Raw genomic sequence first — 19,377 nt, 5'->3', positions numbered from 1 at the left:
CGAATTACTGATGATTTAAAATGCTTAAGGAACTTTTTAAGAAAACATTCGATATAAGAGATGGTGAAATACACATCTCTTTTTTTATGCAGTTATATATCTTTCTGCTAATCACCGTATTATTAATGGTAAAGCCCACAATTAATGCGCTTTTCCTTTCAAAACTGGGTGCAGACCATCTTCCGTACGGATATATCCTAGTGGCCGTTATTGCTCTTATTACAATGTTCTTTTACAATAAGGCTATAAAGAAATTTTCCTTGCGTATTATCACAATAAGCACCTTGGTATTCTTTAGCTTAAGCTTTTTACTACTCTCATTGTTGATGTTTTGGGGGGCATTGAGCTATTTTGCACTTTATGCATATTATTTAAGTGTTGCACTGTTTGCAGTTTTAGTTACCTCGCAATTTTGGATCATAGCAAATATGGTTTATAACGCAAGAGAAGCGAAACGACTATTTGGCTTCATTGGAGCAGGGGCGATTGCAGGAGGTATCTTTGGAGGATATTTAACCTCAATTATTGCTCCGGCATTTGGAAACAGAGTAGTTATGTTGTTAGCAGCAGCCCTGCTGTTATGCTGTATTCCTATTTTAAATTCTGTATGGAAAATTAGGATTAGGAAGCTAAACGTCTATATTCGGAATCAACGTAAGAATGCCGAAAAACAATCATACACCAGTCCTTATAAAATCGTTTTAAAATCTAAACACCTTACCTATCTCGCAGCAATTGTAGGAGTGGGGGTGATCATGGCAAAGCTCGTCGATTTTCAGTTTAGTGATTTTGCGAATAGGGCTATTCCAGATAGTGATGAGTTGGCTTCTTTCTTCGGATTTTGGTTCTCCACATTCAATGTTATTGCCTTATTGATTCAGTTGTTTCTTACCAATCGGATGCTGGCATGGTTGGGTGTAACCACCAACTTAATGTTGCTTCCATTTGGTATTGCAATTGGTTGTTTGCTATTTTTAACCTTCCCAGAGCTTTGGGTGCTCATCATTATAAAAGGTTTGGATGGAAGTTTTAAACAATCCATCAATAAAGCTGGAATCGAACTTTCAATACTTCCTATTCCATATCATATTAAGAGTCAGGCAAAGTCATTTATCGATGTGGTAGTCGATAGTTTTGCAACAGGGATCGCTGGTTTACTATTGTTTTTTGTTGTTCGGGGAATGAATCTTAATAGCTCTTACATCACAGTTATTATTTTACTCATATTGTTTATTTGGATCTTCCTGATCTATAAATTACGAGAGACCTATTTCGAATCATTTCGCACAAACATTCAGAGCTCACTACAAGCCAATAGTCAAGTGAAGAAGAAGATTTCATTGGAGACTACTACAAATTCCACAATACAAGTTCTATCAAATGGTTCGGAAATAGAAATTCTAAACCTTCTTGACCGGCTTCAGAATTACAGATTGAAATCGTTAGAACCCCATATAATAAAACTCCTTGATCATCCATCAAATGAAATTAAATCGGCAGCCATAACTCAATTGTATTTTTATAAGAAAGGTACTGCCATCAATAGAATAAAAGAGCTAATTCATACCAAAGATGATGATGTGGTTTACAGAGCAATGGATTATCTATTGCATCATACTGACATTGATGATTCCAGAATTTTTGAGTCATATCTAAACCATTCGAGCGATTATATTACAAATGCGGCCTTACTATGTCTGGCAAAAGAGTCTCCTGAAAATAAAAATTTGGCAGTAAAATATGATCTTAATGCAAGAATCGAGCGTAAGATAAGAGAGTTGACAACTGCCGACAATGACCTGCGAAAACAGGAAGTTGGAGAATTAATGATCGCCATTGCTTATGCCGGCGAACCTAAGTATTATAGTTTTATTTCAGCGAATTTTAATAATAGGGATCCTTATGTTGTAGGACATGCTATAAAGGCGGCAGGCATCACTGCACATGCCCCTTTTGTAAATGATTTAATAAATTTTCTAGCTGAAAAAACCTTCCGAAGAAATGCGAGAAGAGCGCTTCGTAATTATGGCCCGGAAATTAATAAAACAATTTTAAATCTGGTGGTTTCTGAAAATTTAGATAATGAAGTGAAGCCCTATATTCCGAAGGTTATTGAATCTTTTAAAAGCAAGGAAGGTGTTAAAATTTTGATGCGATTATTGAAAAGTAAAGACTTTATTATTCGCCTTCAAGCCGCCAAATCTTTGAATAAACTTCAAATTAATTCCGCTACGCTGAAAATAGATCAAAGATCACTTACCAAAATTATTCTCAAAGAAAATGAGTACTATAAAAATACGCTAAACGCGATTACGAGCCTTAAGAGGTCTATTGGGACTCAGGATCTTTCAGAAACAACTACCGATGAAGAAACCGATCTGCTAGTTGCACGAGAAAGTTTGATCGAAATTTTAAATCATCAATTAGATCAGAGTTTGGAATGTGTTTTTAAACTATTAAGTCTAAAATACGATCGAGTAGATATAGAAACAGCCTACTTCGGACTTAAAAGTGACGTCCAGAATACTAAGATAAATGCTGTAGAATTTTTGGATAACTTATTACAATCACGATTAAAAAGCTCCATGCTTCCTTTAATTGAATATCATATCATTGACAATAACGATTACAGCATTTCATCGTTCGACTCTGCCGATATTAGCGAAAAACGAGTGTTGTTAATGCTTATGAAGAACCGCGGACCTAAGGTAAAATTAGCAGTACTAAACTTAATGGCAGAATTACATGACGTGACCTTCATTAAAAAGATCACGCCCTTACTCAAGCATAAGAACAAAAGTGTACGCTATTTTGCTAAAAATGCCTTAGACAAAATTCGACAAGGGCAACTTACTCCTTCGTAATTGCATCATCAATCTGGCTCGCCAAATACATATGTGCAGTTCCGGAATTCTTGCTTAGTACATTGGTCATTAAACACACAATATATTTCTTGCCATTTGGATGCTCCACAGTAATTACAGAATTCATGTAATTGAATTTATTTCCAGCGTATTCCCCACAATGACCGGGTTTCGATTTGTCACAACTGTAAAAGCTTCCTGATTTAAAATACACTCTGGCACTGTCTAATTTTTTCGATTGGGCGTAACGAATTCTTCTATCTGTACTGTATAAAAGACGTTTCATTTCCAGACTAGAGGAGGAGTCGATCACTTTTCCCTGCTCCAATTGCACCAACCATTTCATTAATCCCTTCGGACTTCCTGTACTTCCTCCCATACGCCCCACATATTTGTCCGGCCCATTGGTAAAAACGCCACCTAATCTCCAATCGTCTTCGGTAATTCCTAGTTTTCGCAATGGGTCATTAACCACACGATTTGCATATAGCGTGAGTGAATCTCTTCGAGTCTCTTCAAAATATTTTTTTGCATCTTCTTCGGAAAGCCTTGCGTAATCTTTTCCAAAAGCCGACATCAACATTGCTTCACGGTAACACACACTGGCAGCACCATTGTTACTTACAGATACCATATGATCTGCCCATTCAAAAAGCGTAAACTCATCTGAAGCTATCACCTGTCGTTTTACAAGTGTCTTTTTCTTAGGGTCGTAAATAGGTATGGTATGATGATCACCTACCCCCCAAATTCCCGAGGAGACTCGTTTATTACAAAGCAATGCAATACGCGCTTCAAAATCGTCCGGATAAATTTTCTCGAGTTCTGTAAACAATGCATTTAACACCGCGATTTTCCCTACGCTTCCCGGCTGATACCCAACATTCTCTCTAAAGGCTGCATATTTCAAGCTATCAGGATTTGTAATATCCAATACAGCCGCCGAATAGCCATTCCCAGGGAATAGACGGTTTATTTTCTTTGCAAATTCAGCATCTTCTGTAAGGATATCATCCATATTCTTCGAAGCAATGTCTGTAAGGTTTAATTTGATGTCATTAATACTGGCATAAGCACCAGTAGGGATTCTTGTGTATTTTTCTCCCTTATCGATTCTCTCCTGAATGTCCAGAAGTCGAACAATACGAGATCGTTCGTACCCATCAATTGGATAGAATCCGAAAGATATAAATGTGCAAATTAATAAGGCTACTGTTATAGTTGTTCTCATGAAATTATATTTTTGTCGCTAATGATATCTTTTTTGAATAGTCTATTTTTGGGGTAATCGAAGCCAGATAGTCTGAACTTTTGGCACGCTTGTTTTCTACAAAAGGCCGAATTTGAAAAAGCCATAATTTATCATTCTGAAAACCAAGTTCTACATCCCAAGCTCCTTTGTTAGCATCTTCTCCTTCCGAAGCCATTGTGGTTCTAACACGATTTGCCATATCGCGAATGTCTTTTATGTTTTTCTCATTTAGAATGGGTCCTTCAAAGGTAGTTCTGTTGTTAGTTGTTCCACCGGTTTTTGGCAATCTAAGGTAATTACCCTCCCGCGCTGGAGCGAGTAAATAATCTTCTTTCGCAGTTACCAATCGTGTCTCGGCCGATTGTCCATCGACAGCACCACCCGCACCTCTACTAAACGCTACCGTAAGGTCGGAATCGTTACCGGAATTAATCCCTTTTGTAATCAGTACTCCGGAATATTCCACATCAACGCTAGGTATAATAAGAATAGACGGATATACGTTTTCAGGATTCGACAGGTATTTCTGACGCCATTTGAAGCTTCTTTCGGTATACGGTGAGGCCCATACTTTCTTAATTCCTTCCATGATATTGTCTCTAGTTAGAATATTAAAAAGTGTAAGATTTAAACCGGCACCTGTAAATTCTTTCAGATCTTCCATATTGGTGTCACTTCTTAAAAACACAGGCACAGTACCAATCGCACTACCAAATGCCTTATTGAATTTCTTTTCCAAATCCGTAACAAATTGCTCATCCAAAGGCATCTTATAAATGGCATTTTTCAGCTTTTCAAGACGAATTAATTGGTAGTTTTCTACTTCATTTTCATTAACTCCGTTTTGTCTTTTATAGTCTGCTTCAGAAAAAGTGGTATTTAAATAGGTCCAGAAACTTACACCTTCACTCGGCATTTCCTGATCCATATGCTTTCTAAATATTCCGAAGGGAATCACAACTCCTTCAACCACATTTTCCGGAAACATTGTTTTTAACTCCCCTAAATTCGCAGCCTTCGGGCCACATAACTTCCCAGAATCTGATGCACCTACATCGCGCATATTTAAAACCTCACAAACATCGAGTCTGATTTGTTCCACAGGGACCGCAATTTTCTCAGTGTTTCTTTCCTTTTTACTGAAAAGCTCTTGTTCCTCATTCGACATATCGTCTTCAGATTTCAGGATTACATTGCCTTTTTCTGAAACTGCATAGAACACCTTTTTTCCGTTGTACTTCGAAAGTGACTTTAAATTATCACCTGAAAGTGCAGCATTTGGAATTCCCAGATTTCTGGCAAGCAATTGTACATGAGAAACGAGATTCCCTTCAGAAACCGTCATAATACCAGCTACAGGTTTAAGATCTGATGGTGGCTTCTGAAAAATATAGATCTTATCCGAATCGATATCAATATTCTCTGGAGACTCTTCTATCACTACAAGTTCACCCAAAGCATATCCAGGATTTAGACCTCTAAAACTCGATTGAGATCTTAAGTTCATCACATTATTAGTCATAGCAGATATTTGAGCGATCTTGCCTCCCAATCTACTCACTGTTTCTCCCAGATCCAGCGCCACGGTAGATCGTATTCTATCGTCTATAAAACCATAACTCATAGGCTCGAAGGCCGTATAGGTGTCAACTACTTCCTGATAATTGGCTTTCACCATGGCAGCACTCCATTCTACCACACCTCTAGAAGTTTGTAGAAATTGATTCAATTCTTCTATACTAAGTTCAGTTTTATTTAAATGTGATTCTAGCAAAGGCTCGATTTTATGCCATTCCCATAGTTCTATGAGACCAGTTCCGGCCGCTGCCAAACTTAAATGGCGTATTTTCTCCATCAATCCCAAGAGGGTATCGGGTTGCCATTCTTGTGTCTTTTTTAAAAGTACATCTTCGAATGCATTTGAAAGATCTAATAACAGCAAACGATCATTACCTGTCGATTTTTCAGTAATATCTGTCCGAATTACACATAGTATATCGGCTAAAGCAGGAACCATCTGTTCTGGTGATTCCACATCACTATAGCCTTCCAGGAATTCTAATAATCGCTGTCGTGTAGAATTTGATTTGGAAATCTTACTTACCTGAACTTTTAGGTTTGCAGTATTTAAAGGAGCGTAAATTTCTGCCATTGTGTTTTGAAGTTCCTCAAGCTCATTCTTTAGTTTAGCTGAAAGATCTTTTTCGTACTTCAATTGAAAATTTTTCACCATTTCAACATCTTCAACAGTCGGATTTCCATGAATTTTTATCCGGGCGTCCATAAATTTCGGGAACTCATCGGCAACTGTCTTCGATTGACTCCTCATTAATTGGGAGAGATTACTGTCACCATCATGAGGAATATCTTTTAATGATTGCTTCAGTAAAAAGTAGTTATTTGTAATACGCTCATCTCTAGGGAGAAATTTTTCATAAAATTCTACACCCCATGCTTGCTCGTCTTCAATTTGAAGAGCACCTCGATAAAATTGAGATTTTCTTTGAATCCACCCATCATCTACACTTTCCAAATATTTGTTAATTTGGTATTGTTTTAAACGACTGTGATTGTTTTCCTCATCCCAGAACGCGGTTCGGTCTGTAGATGCTAGAATCTCTCCAAAAAATAAATGGTGTTTTTTTGCCAGGTCCTTAGTGTCATCTCTATAGCTAGCGTGTTGTACTCCTTCCAGTTTTCCAGGGCAAGGATCACGTGCTTCTCGAACGGTCCCATCTTCACAAAACCAATTGATTCCTTTGTAAGGGCCTCTAGGATTGTCTTTAAATAGTTGTATTTTTTCTTTTATAGTGGATATAGGAAGTTCTTGTGAGAAAGAGATTCCGAAGAAAAAAATAAAAATAAGACTCAGAAGTAGTGGGTTGTTTCGTTGACGGTGTATTTTCATAAATTGGTTAATGCTGTTGAGTAATGGTTGATTGTATTAAAGTCGATTCAGGTAAAATTTCTCATTAGATACTACTTAATATGCTTTTAAATATAAGCTAAAAGTTCCAATATGATAGTGATCAAAGGAAGCGAAATCTAGTTAAAATCTCGAATAGAATATATCATCGAAAAATACATAGAAAGCAGGACATAAAACGACAAATTAAAATCGATTTAACATAGTTAGATGGCTTATTGTGCTTAATTTAAGAAAAAAATAATATTTCTAACAATTTTTGACATTACAATACATTATCAATTACCTCTTGAACTACTTCAGGATTCAATAAAGTACTTGTATCGCCTAAATTTGAAGTATCACCTTCGGCTATTTTACGAAGTATTCTTCTCATTATTTTACCACTCCTTGTTTTTGGTAATCCAGATACGAACTGGATCTTATCTAATTTAGCTATCGGACCAATATGATCTGCAATAATTTGATTTATTTCTTTTCTTAAATTATCTCTATCCCGTGATTCGCCCGTATCTTTTATAATCACATAGCCATATAACGCATTTCCTTTAATGTCATGTGGAAACCCTACAACCGCACTTTCTGCCACCGCCGGATGTTCATTAATTGCATCTTCAATGGGCGCGGTTCCAAGATTATGGCCAGAGACGATAATCACGTCATCCACTCTTCCAGTAATTCTATAATATCCTGTACTATCCCGCAAGGCACCATCACCGGTAAAATAGTAGTTCTTATAGGCAGAGAAGTAGGTTTCCTTATAGCGTTTGTGATCGTCCCAAATAGTTCGGGCCATCGCCGGCCAAGGGAATTTAATACAGAGTCTGCCGTCCACTAGATTTCCCTTAAGTTCATTACCTTCTTCGTCCATCAAAGCAGGTTGAATCCCGGGCAGAGGCAATGTAGCGTAGGTGGGAATAGTTGGCGTTGAATATGGAATAGGTGAAATCATAATTCCGCCGGTTTCTGTTTGCCACCATGTATCTACAATGGGGCAATTTTTCTTTCCAATATTATCATTGTACCAATGCCAGGCTTCTTCGTTAATAGGTTCACCTACGGAGCCAAGAATTTTTAAAGAAGTTAGATCGTATTTGTCAGAAAAATCCAAACGCTCCTTTGCCAAGGCTCTAATAGCTGTTGGTGCCGTATAAAACTGACTAACTTTATGCTTTTCAATCACCTGCCAAAAACGCCCAAAATCGGGATAGGAGGGAACGCCTTCAAACATCAATGTGGTAGCTCCATTTGCCAAAGGACCATATACGATATAACTATGCCCGGTGATCCAACCAATATCTGCTGTACACCAATAAACATCATCTTCACGATATTGGAATACGTTTTTAAATGTGTAAGCACAATAAACCATATATCCGGCAGTGGTATGTACCATCCCTTTTGGTTTACCGGTCGAACCTGAGGTGTATAGAATAAATAAAGGATCTTCGGCGTCCATAATTTCCGGAACACAATCGTGAAAAGCCTCATCGAGTAATGGTTGCAGCCACTTATCCCGATTCACCTTCATATATATTTCAGAATTAATTCGTTTGGCGACCAAAACTGTTTTTACACCATCGCATGACTCTAAAGCTTCATCTACAATACCTTTTAGGTCTATTGTTTTATTTCCTCGGAAAGATCCGTCGCTGGTGATCACCATTTTACAATCACAATCGTTAATTCTAGTCGATAGCGCCTTAGACGAAAAGCCGGCAAATACAACCGAATGAATAGCACCAATTCGCGCACATGCCAAGATCGACACAGCCAATTCGGGGATCATGGGTACATAAATACATACACGATCTCCTTTTTTAATTCCATGATCTTTCAAGACATTCGCAAATCGACATACCCGTTCGTGTAAATTGCGATACGAAATATGTTCGGCTTTTTCGGAAGGGTCATTGGGTTCAAAAATTATCGCGGTTTTATCACCTCGCGTATATAAATGACGATCAATACAGTTTTCTGTGATATTGAGCTTTGCACCTTCAAACCATTTTACTTCCGGTTTTTCGAGGTCGTATTTTAATACTGAATCCCATCGCTTTCGCCACACAAAATTTTCTTCAGCTATTTCTTCCCAAAATGTTTCAGGGTCACGTACCGATTTACGGTATACTTGAAAATATTCTTCTAAATTTTTTATGTGATAATTGCTCATTTTAGACTTGAATTTATGATTAGATGCTTCAGAAGGAGTAAATGCTAATGATATGAAGCTTAAAATTACAAAATCGGTACTAAAATTTTTATAAGATCTTGCCATTTTTTTCCGAAGCATCAGCATTGATTATTTTAGCATAATATTTCTTAATAACTTTAGGTGTATGGTTCTCCTTAAAGTTCTTATTTTTACAATCTGAAAAATTTGAAGCAAATAAATTATGTCTGATACTATCGAAAGAATTAAATGTTTGATTATTGGTTCAGGTCCTGCCGGATACACAGCTGCTATTTATGCTGCCAGAGCCGATCTTAAGCCTATTATGTACACTGGTATGGAGCCGGGTGGTCAACTAACCACAACTACCGAAGTTGATAACTTTCCTGGATATCCTGAAGGAATCGACGGACCAACAATGATGGTGCAACTGCAACAACAAGCAGAGCGTTTTGGAACCCAGGTTCGCATTGGAATGGTTACTGCTGTTGAGTTTAGTGAAGTACATGGGGGGATTCATAAAATTACGGTAGATAATACTACACAACTGGAAGCCGAAACTGTGATTATTTCTACTGGAGCGACTGCCAAATATTTAGGATTGCCAAGTGAACAAAAACTACGTGGTGGGGGAGTTTCTGCCTGTGCGGTTTGTGACGGATTCTTTTACAAGGGTCAGGATGTTGCAATCGTTGGAGCGGGTGACACCGCTGCAGAAGAGGCTACCTATCTTGCTAACATCTGCAAAAATGTGACTATGTTAGTACGTAAGGACCAGATGAGAGCGAGTAAGGCGATGCAACACAGAGTGACTGCAACTAAGAATATCAATGTCCGTTACAATACTGAAGTTGATGAGGTATTGGGCGATATGGTCGTGGAAGGTTTACGAATGAAAAATAACCAAACTGGAGAGAAGGAAGAAATTGCTATCACCGGATTGTTTATAGCTATTGGACATAAACCAAACACCGATATTTTTAAAGGTCAGTTAAAAATGGACAATACCGGATATTTAATTACTGAAGGAAAATCTACAAAAACCAACAAGCCTGGTGTATTCGCCAGTGGCGATGTACAAGACAAAGAATATCGTCAAGCGGTGACAGCTGCCGGTACAGGATGTATGGCTGCTTTAGATGCTGAAAGATACTTAGTATCTATTGAATCTGAGGTAACGGCATAAAAACTGAAGTACTATAAATAAAAAAGCCGTTCCAATTTAACTGGAACGGCTTTTTACTTTACATTATTTCTTACTGAAGCGAAGCAAAAGTCAATAAATCTGTGGTTCCATTACCACTAATGTCGAAAAGTACAATTGAGGTGGTGCTCGCAGAAGTAATATGCCAATCATCGGTAAGTTCTTCGAAAAGACCACCAACTGGAAATTGCAATTGAAGTTTTTCGTCACTCGAATTACTCGAAGTTTCTTGGTAACTCCATGTTCCTACTTCCGATAGGAGGTCATTGGAGGCAACAACAGTTCCGTCTGCTTTAAACTCAAATTCCATAGATTGAAAGTTGGATGTTTGATCGACGTCATCTTCAGAAAAAAGAGTTATTTCCCAGTTTCCTTGAATATCGGTTACAATATTCGCAAATTGATTAGCATCGTTGTTTCCGTTATCGTCGCTTTTGCACGAAGCAAATAAGCTTATAGTAACGACTAGTACAATTAATTTAAGAGTTTTCATGAGGTTTATTTATTATTAGATTTGTACTGCAATAAACCTCTTTAGTCTTTATTTATTTCACAAAGGAATGATAAATAACTTTTTATTAATGTAGATTTAAGTTTTCTTTCACACACAACTAGTGTTATTGCGGTGTTATATGGGACTTTAGAATAGATACTTCAAATTTACAATGCTTATTGATTGGTCTCAATTGAGATAATATCCTCACCAGCTTCACCTAAATAATGCTTAATAGCCGGTATATAAGTTTGTACGCCATTATCCGAATTCGTAATAATAAGTAAACCTCGTTTGGTCTTAGGAAGAACAAAGCAAATTGCTTTTACGCCAATATCATCTCCACCGTGCGTTAATGCGTATTCGTTTTTACCAATAGGTGTATCTACGGACCATCCCAGTCCGAAATGTTGTCCTTTTTTTACCTTGACTTGTTCCTTACTCATTTCCTTTATTAATTCTGAAGAAAGTCCGGCTCCGTTCATAACATATAACATGAATTTCGAATAATCTTCTACTGTTGTTAGTAGGTCATCGGCAGCATTCACTTGGTCATTTTTATAAGTTTCATATTGTTCTCCTTTTGAATTAAACCATTTTGCAAATCGTTTTTCATCCATATTCTGATCCCAAAAAAGGCGGGTATCCTTCATTTGAAGTGGCTCAAAAATAAGTTCGGATGCTAACTCTTCTAAAGCTTTAACAAATTTGCGCTCTAGTGCTTCTCTTAGGTATTCCATACCCTCTCCCGAGTATTGATACTGGGTTCCGGGTTCAAATTGAAAGCCAAGTTTACCATCGTCATTAAGTCGTCTCCAGTTTGGAAAGCCGGTCTGATGACTTAAAATATGTCTTGTTGTTAGTTTTTTAAGATAAGGATCGTCTTTAATATCAGGGTCAATCCAATATTTGTAGATGGGTTCATCTAGATTCCAAAGCCCAGAATCAACTAATTTTAGGGTTACTAATGCCGTAATTGGTTTTGTTAAAGAAGCCACGTTGAAAATAGTGTTTTTTGGCGCAGGAACTCCTTTTTCTAATTCTCCAAAAACCTTTATTTCTTTTATTTTTCCATCTTCAATAAAACCTATTCCCATAGCAGGAATGTTTTGCTCAATTAACCATTGCTCCGTTTGGACTTGATCATCAAATTGTAGCTCTAACTGCTTTATTTGTTGAGATACAGAATCATCAAAGTTTTGATGGTCATAACTTAAACTTCGGGAAAGTTTCCACTCATTATTTTCCAATATCCACAAATGTGTGAACTTAGCGGTACTCGCAAATGTTTCGGCTTGCTCTTCTACTTTCTCAAAGAACCTATGATCCCCTTTTTGAATGGCTCCATACAATTTTCCATTGTCTTTTAGGGGGAATATTTCCGAACTCCCTTGAATCAACTCCCTTCTGGACTGATACGACTCTGGTGATTTGCATAAGCCATTTTCAAAATTGATTATGAATTCTGCCTTAGTTGTTGTGATCCCACCTTTATCGTGATAAAATTCAAAATCTTCACTTAAGTTGTTAATAAATTGGCTGAGGTCGCAAGTATTGAAGCCAATAGTAAACAATAGGCTATCTTTAGCTATAATTGTTTTGTATAATTCTGAAGTACTTGCAACTTGTCCAGTTACTTGGGAAGAAAGGCCAAAAAAGGCTATGATTAATACTGATAGTGTCTTCATTTGTTAAGTTTCTGAAAAAAGAAAATCCACCCCAAACCTATCGATAGCATTGAAGATCTGAAGCGGATTTATTAATGGTTGCTTTTAAGTGTTGTTACATCTTCCGAACATTACCTGAACGGCTTCCGTTGTTGGTAACGGCAGCTGGATCACCGTAATAATCAATGCTTCCACCACTACTGGCTTCAGCTTCTAAATTATCCTTTACAGTAACAGTAATATCCCCGCCACTGGAAGCATCGGCAATACAATCGATTGTTTCTAATTCTTTAGCATCGATCTCGCTTCCACTTGAAGCTTTTGCCTTTAAGGTTGAAGTTTTTCCAGTGACTTTGATTTCAGCACCACTGCTTGTTTCTACATAGGCTTCCTTTGCAAAAATTTCAACCTCTACATCAGAACCGCTGCTGGCGTCCAAGGTTAAGCTTTCACTTTTTAATACTGAATTTACTATAACATCGGCACCACTACTGGCTTCAATAGATTTTAATTTGGTATAAGTAACATGTATTTTTTTCGCTTTGGCACGTCCAATATTACTCTTAGTTCCAATTTTTAGTTTCCCATTGCTAACCGTAGTTTCGATGAGTTCCATAAGGTTTTCATCTGCTTCGACAACAACTTTATTTTCATTGCCTTCGGTTAGATAAACATCAAGTCCGGCACTGCCTTTTACTTGATCGAAATCTTCAGAAATATGTCGGTCTTCAGTTATTACATTTCCGTTTCCTTGAGTACTTCCTATATTTATATCAAAATCACAGCTCGCCAGTGGCAGCGCCATCAAGCAAATAAGTAAATATTTTATTGTTTTCATGATTTTTAGTTTTAGTGTTTTCAGAATAGCTAAACAAATAAATTTTAAGCCAACTGATTTTAATTTATAGTGTCTTTTGTAGTTACATCGGTAGTGATTCCATCGGCATCAATTATGTAAGATTCGGATGTTTCCTCTTCATTTTCCATGTCATTTTCCCCCTTAAAATCCCGGTTCACTTCGATTTCCCAATCGGAAGAATTTTTATTAGTGCGATCCTGACGATCATTTACTTCCAATGGACAATCCAGACACTCGGTGCGATCTTCAAGAATTCTCAAATACTGCTCTTCATCGCCGTTATCAAGGATATCATTGAATCTCGAATCATTTCTATGGAAGGAATACGTGTTTTCATCTGCATATAGAATCGCTCCTACAGGAAGATATAATAGAACTTCTACCTCCTGATCCCTGTATTTATTTTTGAGATCAGTTATAAAAAATCCATCTAGTAACAACTGATTATTTTCGAAAGAATAGTTGTAATCAATAGCTTCAGCTCGTTCTTTTGCATCTAGAAAATCATGTCCTTCGGCTTTTTTCTTAATTACAATTTTTCCAACACTATCTTTTGTATGTCGCACAATTAGGCGAATGTCGTTTGAATATATCATTCTTTCTTTTGCCTCATTATATTTCAACTTTAATCCACCGTGTTTATGAACCTCATAACTGTATTGTTTATCAGATTGCATGGCGATTTTAAGCGTATCACCCGTTCTTACAGAAATTGGATTTTCTATAATTACATCACCATCATAGGCATTCTCTGTAATTTGTCTAACCCCAATTACTGCTAACGCAATTATCGACAGTATCCATAAGGTGAATAAAACGATCTTGGCGGGTGTTCCAATGGATTTCAAATTATTGAACAAAAGTTTTAGTCCTATAATAAAGAGTACGAAAAATGGAATTCCTATCGCAAATAATGCAATGAGCACTAATAACCAAATAGGGGCATTTGTAGTGTCAACAGCATAAAAGAGTTCCATAAGGTCTCCATTTCCCCAAATATCAAGTGATCCAAATGTGAATAGACTTACAATGAGACCAATAATGGTGGAAAGTGATACTATTATAAGTAGTACACCAAAGAATTTGACAAATATTTTTAATAAAGTAAGAAGGATACTACCAAGCGTTTCGAAAAAACCGGAAGTTCCGCTCTTTACTTTTTGCCCGTATTTGTCATAGTCTGCGTTTTTTACCTTGTCCGCAACAGCATCATATCCTTCCTTAAACTTTTTTTCAATATTGGAGATATTGATAGGTTCTCCCGTCATTTTAAGTTTATCTGAAGTACTAACCGCTGCCGGAACTAAAATCCATAATAAAATATAGAATAGTATAAATAAACCACTACTTGCCAATGTTAGTAATATCCATAAAAGGCGTACCCATATTGCATCAATGCCCATATAGTGACCTAAACCCGATGAAACACCGGAGATAAATTTATCGTCGATATCTCTAAACAATTGCTTGTAAGATGAATGTGATCTTGACCTCCTTGGCTTTTGAGGAACATCCTCAAAAATCTCTTCGTCGACCATATAATCTTCCGGCTGTCCCATTACAGAAATAACGGCATCTAGTTCCTTTATAGATATTACCTGTGATTTGCTTTCTACTTTTTCTGAAAATAGCTCGGCAATTCTAGCTTCGATATCTTTAATGATTTCGTCGCTTCCCATTGGGTCGGAGAGTGATTTTTTTATCGCTTCCAGATAACGTGATAACTTTCCGTATGCATCTTCATCGATGTGGAAAAACGTACCTGCCAGGTTAACATTTATTGTCTTTTTCATTTGTTGGTTTTTTCGCTGGTTACTCTGTTTACTGCCTGTTGCAAATCGCTCCAGGTCGAGTTTAATTCTTTTAAAAATAATTTTCCTGTTTCGGTCAAATCGTAATATTTACGAGGTGGACCTCCAGTAGATTCTTCCCAACGATAGGAAAGTAATCCTGCGTTTTTAAGACGTGTAAGCAACGGATAAATGGTGCCTTCAACGACTAGCAATTTTGCGTCTTTCAAGGTCTCAAGAATATCTGAAGTGTACGCCTCACCATCTTTTAAAATGGAAAGGATGCAATACTCCAGGACCCCTTTACGCATTTGCGCTTTTGTGTTTTCAATTTTCATGTGTCTGAGTTGTTGTTTCTTTACTTTCAGATAATGTTTTGTTTTTTATTCTGAAGTTTCCGAAGAAATTCTTCTGAATAATTTAAAGTACACTATCTGATTTCTTGTACTTTAATTGACTGTTCGTTTTTCAGGAGACAACAATTAGTGTCTATTAATTCTAATCTGTTGTTGCTCGCTTGTACCTCTTTCTGAATAAATTCAGAATTGAAAATAATGCTTGTTTCTGAAGGCATTTCGTGCCCGAGAAAACTTAAAACAGCGGCTAATGTTAAACTAACTATTGTGCTCATTTTTTGATTGATTTAATTCTGAAATTGATGAAGCTTCAGATTTGATGAATGGTATACTAAGTGGGTATTTGTAAAGTTTTCCTTTGGCGGCATGCATGGTGGCAGTGATTACTGCGTATAATTCGAAAATAAAAAGTCCGAATAACAACATAGCCACAATTCCGAAGAGCAAGATATAACCGGAAAGATTGGTAATCTCATTAAACTGAATTTCATGAGCCGTATGCTCAATAACATCTATTAGTGATATAAAATCGGCCGCAAAGATTACAAAGAAGGGGATACATAATACACCAATTAATAAGGTGTACAAAAATACACTCAACTGAAAATTGATGGCCTGTCTTCCATGTTCATCTACAAATGGCTTCTCTTTATTCATTGTCCAAATGATTAAGGGAGCGATAAAATTTCCGAAGGGAAAAAAGAACTTTAGAAAGGTCGATAAATGAATGATCGCACCTAAATTTTTTGAATTCTCTGTTACAGTATTTTCCATTGCTTATTAGATTCTTATACAAATATATGTACAAAAGAAGGTAATATGTTACGCATAGTAGTAAATATTAACATAATTTTAACAATTAAGAGTGTCGATTAAATATGATATATTTGCGCAAAACAAGCTCTCATCCCTATGACACCAAGTAAAATCAACACTTTCTTATTATTCAAATTACCATCCGCATATTTGACGGGAGTTCGTGTAAAATCTATTTCTGAAACTAGCTGTATTACAACTGCCAAGCATCGATGGATCAATCAGAATCCATTTAAATCTATGTTTTGGGCAGTGCAAGGAATGGCTGCAGAGTTGAGTACAGGGGCAATGGTGATGACGCAAATTAGAAATAGTAATGCCGCTGTTTCAATGTTGGTTGCCAATAACAATGCAACATTTACCAAAAAGGCTAAAGGAAGAATTACGTTTAGCTGTAGTGATGGTGATCTTATTAAGGAAGCAATATCCAAAGCGCTAAAAACAGGCGAGGGGCAAACCTGTTGGATGCGCTCTGAAGGAAAAGATGCAAATGGCGATGTGGTTTCTATTTTTAATTTTGAGTGGACGGTGAAGAAGAAAGGCTAACCATCAAGATTTTGCTATTATTCTACTTCTCCTCATATCACTTTAATTCATAAACCATTCTTTCGAAGGAATGGCCGCGGTTGGATGTCTGACGTAATTTTTAAATTGACTAATTATTATCACTTCTAAATAAATTTATTTTCTTTTCAAATGTTTCGTAACATTTAGATGATTTTCACAACATATAAACCATTGAACAAAAAACCAAATCACTTATGAACTCACACGAAATAGATTATATCATTTATGGCGAAGAAATGCAATATGTAGAGATCGAATTAGATCCCAACGAAGGCGTTATTTCCGAAGCAGGAAGTTTTATGATGATGGAAGATGGTATTAAGATGGAAACCATTTTTGGAGATGGATCGGCTCAGGACAACAGTGTGATGGGAAAGATATTTGGTGCAGGGAAACGACTGTTAACAGGTGAGAGCATGTTTATGACTGCTTTTTATAACGTTGGAATAGGCAAAAGAAGGGTCAGTTTCGCTTCTCCTTATCCGGGGAAGATTATGGCAATCGATCTAAGTAAGTTTGGTAATAAATTTATTTGTCAAAAGGATGCATTTTTATGTGCTGCTAAAGGAGTTTCAATAGGAATTGAATTCTCTAAAAAACTAGGAAGAGGTCTGTTTGGAGGTGAAGGTTTTATCATGCAAAAACTAGAGGGCGACGGAATGGCATTTGTACACGCAGGAGGAACTACAGCCACCAAAGAGCTCGCAATAGGTGAAAAGTTGAAAGTTGATACCGGCTGTATCATCGGATTCGACAGTTCGGTGAATTATGATATAGAATTTGTTGGAGGTATTAAAAACACGGTGTTTGGAGGTGAAGGACTATTTTTCGCAACATTAACTGGACCGGGTACCGTTTTTATTCAATCATTGCCATTTAGTCGTCTCGCCAAAAGAGTTTGGATGGCGGCACCACAAGGTGGAGGTAAGAATAAAGGTGAAGGTAGCATTTTAGGTGGTTTAGGTGACTTATTGGATGGAGATAACAAATTTTAACGATGAAAAGCATGAAAAGTAAGTTTTCGTGTTGTTTTTTTCGTTATATTTATAAAGCTAAATATAAAAAACTAAGGCCTATTGATTAGAACTACTTAACCCTACATTTAATCCAGTTTATACTATGGCTAGAGCAATGTTTGATTACACCAAGGCCGTTCTTGCAAAAGTAAGTTTTGATGTTAATCTCTTCTGTAAAGAGTTGAAGAAAGCAATGACCAGATTACTTCCTTACGAAATTGAGGAACTTAAAATCTGGGTTGATTCTCTCATAAAGCAGAAACCCCAATTAAATCAATGTCTAATTTTTCTAAATCCATAAAGAGAAACCTCCTTTACATTGTGTGAAGGAGGTTTTTCAATAAAATTAGAGATTTATTTTACAGGGCTGATTATTTTCACATCCTGAAATGCAATGGCACCTCGTACTACTCCCGAGATTACATCGTACAATGCATTTGTTATCTGCATTTTTAATTCACTTTTACTATATATAATACTCACTTCCCTAGCTGGGGAAGGCGTATTAAAATAACGCAATTTTCCTTTTTGCTCATTTGATATCTCCAATGTATGTAAATATGGAAGGAGCGTCATACCTAGTCCTTCATTCGACAGTTTTACTAATGTTTCAATGCTTCCACTTTGCAATTGAAAAGTATCTGCTGGATGTAATTTAGATGCCTTACATAAATTAATCACCCCATCCCTGAAACAATGTCCGTCTTCAAGCAATAAAATGTCGTTTAGGTCCAAATCTTTACTATCTATTGTCTTTTCTGAAGCCAGGCGATGATTTTCGGGCACGTAAGCAACAAAGGGTTCGTAATAAAGAGCTCGTTCCTTAATTTTTTCATTTCCCAAGGGAGTTGCTGCAATGGCGGCATCCAGATGACCTTCTGTTATTCGCGCGATGATATCATCGGTAGTGAGTTCTTCTATGATTAATTGTACCTTCGGATAGCGATTGGTAAAGTTTTTAAGGAACATTGGGAGTAAAGTCGGCATGATGGTAGGAATGATCCCTAACCTAAATTCTCCACCAATAAATCCTTTTTCCTGATCCACTACGTCCTGCATGCGTTCGACCTCATTCACAATCTTATGTGCCTGATTAACTATCTTTTTACCAACATTTGTTAGCTCTATAGGTTTTTTACTTCGATCGAAGATTTGTATTTCTAATTCGTCCTCCAGTTTTTGGATTTGCATACTTAAAGTAGGCTGAGTTACAAAGGTTTTTTGAGCGGCTTTTGTGAAATTTTGATGCTCGGCAACCGCAAGTACATATTTTAATTGAGTGATTGTCATAACTTAATTTCCTTTGAACAAAGATAAGAATAGTTATTGATAAAATCTATTGATAATTTATTATAATAAGATTTTGCTTATAGTAATTATATTAATTAAACCAC

16 protein-coding genes are annotated in these 19,377 nt (G+C 36.7%); 5 read left to right on the top strand and 11 right to left on the bottom strand.

Features of this window, described 5'->3' with window-relative positions:
- The first annotated feature begins 20 nt into the window (after nt 1-20).
- A complete protein-coding gene (locus tag BXY75_RS08020; protein WP_121907190.1) occupies nt 21-2,864 on the top strand; it encodes an NTP/NDP exchange transporter in 2,844 nt (947 codons plus the stop codon).
- Here the strand turns inward: BXY75_RS08020 and BXY75_RS08015 are convergent.
- The 3 genes from BXY75_RS08015 to acs form a co-directional block, all read right to left on the bottom strand.
- On the bottom strand, nt 2,851-4,095 hold the full coding sequence (locus tag BXY75_RS08015; protein WP_121907189.1) for a serine hydrolase: 1,245 nt from the start codon (nt 4,093-4,095) through the stop codon (nt 2,851-2,853). The two genes, BXY75_RS08020 and BXY75_RS08015, sit on opposite strands and share 14 nt — an antisense overlap.
- Before the next feature lie 4 nt (nt 4,096-4,099).
- Nucleotides 4,100-7,024 carry a PEP/pyruvate-binding domain-containing protein gene (locus BXY75_RS08010; protein ID WP_121907188.1) on the bottom strand — a complete coding sequence of 975 codons (2,925 nt, stop codon included), beginning with the start codon at nt 7,022-7,024 and terminating at the stop codon, nt 4,100-4,102.
- A gap of 283 nt (nt 7,025-7,307) precedes the next feature.
- Nucleotides 7,308-9,335 (bottom strand): acetate--CoA ligase, encoded by a 2,028-nt coding sequence (acs, locus tag BXY75_RS08005; RefSeq protein ID WP_262697280.1) that lies wholly within the window; start codon nt 9,333-9,335, stop codon nt 7,308-7,310.
- A 103-nt stretch (nt 9,336-9,438) separates the two neighbouring features.
- Here acs and trxB point away from each other — a divergent pair, with 103 nt between their 5' ends.
- Nucleotides 9,439-10,401: a thioredoxin-disulfide reductase gene (gene trxB / locus BXY75_RS08000; RefSeq protein WP_121907187.1), complete on the top strand. Its 963-nt coding sequence runs from the start codon at nt 9,439-9,441 to the stop codon at nt 10,399-10,401.
- 70 nt (nt 10,402-10,471) lie between these two features.
- Here the strand turns inward: trxB and BXY75_RS07995 are convergent, their stop codons facing one another.
- The 7 genes from BXY75_RS07995 to BXY75_RS07965 all read right to left on the bottom strand — a co-directional run bounded on the left by BXY75_RS07995 (nt 10,472) and on the right by BXY75_RS07965 (nt 16,358).
- Entirely contained in the window at nt 10,472-10,912 is a 441-nt protein-coding gene (locus BXY75_RS07995; RefSeq protein ID WP_121907186.1) for a hypothetical protein, read from the bottom strand.
- 176 nt (nt 10,913-11,088) lie between these two features.
- Nucleotides 11,089-12,600, bottom strand: a complete 1,512-nt coding sequence (locus BXY75_RS07990) for a serine hydrolase (RefSeq protein WP_121907185.1) — start codon at nt 12,598-12,600, stop codon at nt 11,089-11,091.
- A 94-nt stretch (nt 12,601-12,694) separates the two neighbouring features.
- Nucleotides 12,695-13,417: a head GIN domain-containing protein gene (locus BXY75_RS07985; RefSeq protein ID WP_121907184.1), complete on the bottom strand. Its 723-nt coding sequence runs from the start codon at nt 13,415-13,417 to the stop codon at nt 12,695-12,697.
- 59 nt (nt 13,418-13,476) lie between these two features.
- Complete coding sequence (locus tag BXY75_RS07980; RefSeq protein WP_121907183.1) at nt 13,477-15,231, bottom strand: PspC domain-containing protein; 1,755 nt, start codon at nt 15,229-15,231, stop codon at nt 13,477-13,479.
- Complete coding sequence (locus BXY75_RS07975; RefSeq protein ID WP_121907182.1) at nt 15,228-15,566, bottom strand: PadR family transcriptional regulator; 339 nt, start codon at nt 15,564-15,566, stop codon at nt 15,228-15,230. Before BXY75_RS07975 ends, BXY75_RS07980 begins: the two co-directional genes overlap by 4 nt.
- 92 nt (nt 15,567-15,658) lie before the next feature.
- Nucleotides 15,659-15,859: a hypothetical protein gene (locus tag BXY75_RS07970; RefSeq protein WP_121907181.1), complete on the bottom strand. Its 201-nt coding sequence runs from the start codon at nt 15,857-15,859 to the stop codon at nt 15,659-15,661.
- Nucleotides 15,843-16,358 carry a DUF4870 domain-containing protein gene (locus BXY75_RS07965; RefSeq protein ID WP_121907180.1) on the bottom strand — a complete coding sequence of 172 codons (516 nt, stop codon included), beginning with the start codon at nt 16,356-16,358 and terminating at the stop codon, nt 15,843-15,845. The genes BXY75_RS07970 and BXY75_RS07965 overlap by 17 nt, the downstream gene beginning before the upstream one ends.
- Nucleotides 16,359-16,490: 132 nt before the next feature.
- On the opposite strand from BXY75_RS07965, the gene BXY75_RS07960 reads away from it, so the two are divergent.
- The 3 genes from BXY75_RS07960 to BXY75_RS07950 all read left to right on the top strand — a co-directional run bounded on the left by BXY75_RS07960 (nt 16,491) and on the right by BXY75_RS07950 (nt 18,284).
- Nucleotides 16,491-16,946, top strand: coding sequence for a DUF4442 domain-containing protein (locus tag BXY75_RS07960; protein ID WP_121907179.1), 456 nt, complete (start codon nt 16,491-16,493; stop codon nt 16,944-16,946).
- 215 nt (nt 16,947-17,161) lie between these two features.
- Nucleotides 17,162-17,962, top strand: a complete 801-nt coding sequence (locus tag BXY75_RS07955; protein WP_121907178.1) for an AIM24 family protein — start codon at nt 17,162-17,164, stop codon at nt 17,960-17,962.
- A gap of 124 nt (nt 17,963-18,086) precedes the next feature.
- Nucleotides 18,087-18,284 (top strand): hypothetical protein, encoded by a 198-nt coding sequence (locus BXY75_RS07950; protein ID WP_093142442.1) that lies wholly within the window; start codon nt 18,087-18,089, stop codon nt 18,282-18,284.
- A 53-nt stretch (nt 18,285-18,337) separates the two neighbouring features.
- On the opposite strand, the gene BXY75_RS07945 is transcribed toward BXY75_RS07950, so the two are convergent.
- Entirely contained in the window at nt 18,338-19,273 is a 936-nt protein-coding gene (locus BXY75_RS07945) for a LysR family transcriptional regulator (RefSeq protein WP_121907177.1), read from the bottom strand.
- Between the last annotated feature and the right edge of the window lie 104 nt (nt 19,274-19,377).

This window comes from Ulvibacter antarcticus, assembly GCF_003688405.1.
Classification (GTDB): domain Bacteria; phylum Bacteroidota; class Bacteroidia; order Flavobacteriales; family Flavobacteriaceae; genus Ulvibacter; species Ulvibacter antarcticus.
Note: the sequence above shows the minus strand (reverse complement) of the source record. Positions and strands in the feature narration are given on the sequence as shown.